The 803-nt window shown below is 63.0% G+C and carries 2 protein-coding genes; both read left to right on the forward strand.

Annotation, left to right across the window (positions count from 1 at the left end; translation table 11 throughout):
• Positions 1–10: 10 nt before the first annotated feature.
• Positions 11–475 (forward strand): zinc-binding dehydrogenase, encoded by a 465-nt coding sequence (locus EN935_RS38400; RefSeq protein WP_245489174.1) that lies wholly within the window; start codon positions 11–13, stop codon positions 473–475.
• A 32-nt stretch (positions 476–507) separates the two neighbouring features.
• A partial coding sequence (locus tag EN935_RS38405) for a GntR family transcriptional regulator (RefSeq protein WP_127374367.1) occupies positions 508–803 on the forward strand: 296 nt, incomplete at its 3' end.

An 803-nucleotide genomic window follows, 5' to 3' on the forward strand; every position in this document is an offset into this window, starting at 1 on the left:
CGCCGGCACCGTGCTCGTTGCCGACCGCAACCAGAGCCGCTGCGCCCGGGTGGCGCGGGTGACGGGTGCCACGATTGTCGATCTGAACCGGGATGCCATTGCCGCCGCAACCGCCAATGCCCCGCTGCTCGCGGCCATTGAGGCGACCGGCAGCGTCGCGGCGCTCAATCAGTTGCTCGGCGTTCTCGATCCCGGCGGCACGATCGCCATGGTCGGCATCTTCCATGACCGTCTCGACATCGATCCCAACACGCTGGTCGAACGCGAAATCGGGTTGCTGGGATGCCACGCCTTTGCCGATGAGCTGCCCGAGGCGGTGCGGATGCTGGGTGAACTCGGCGAACCGCTGCTGGCGTTGATCGACCAAGAGATCGGCCTGGATGAGATTCCCGCCGCCTATCAGCGGCTGTTGGCGGGGCAAAGCGATGGCTTGAAAACAATCATCCGCATGCGGCAACCTGTCGAGCAGTCGTGATTTCCGATAAATCGCCGGAAAGGACTTTTGAAATGATCACTTTGCCCGACACGGCCAGCCCTCTCTACGAGAAGGTGAAGGACTACATCCTGGCGAACATCGGAACGGGCCGGTGGGGCAAGGATCGCAAGCTGCCGTCCGAGAATGAGTTGGTGGCTTCACTCGGCGTGTCGCGGATGACGGTTCACCGGGCCCTCAGAGAGTTGACCTCGGCGGGGTTCCTGATCCGTCTGCAAGGTGTGGGCACCTTCATCGCGCCACCACGGCCGCAATCGACGCTGATCGAGATCAACAACATCGCAGCCGAGATCGTCGAGCGCGGCAACAG

The sequence above is a fragment of the Mesorhizobium sp. M7D.F.Ca.US.004.03.1.1 genome (genome assembly GCF_003998635.1).
In the GTDB taxonomy this organism is placed as follows: domain Bacteria; phylum Pseudomonadota; class Alphaproteobacteria; order Rhizobiales; family Rhizobiaceae; genus Mesorhizobium; species Mesorhizobium loti.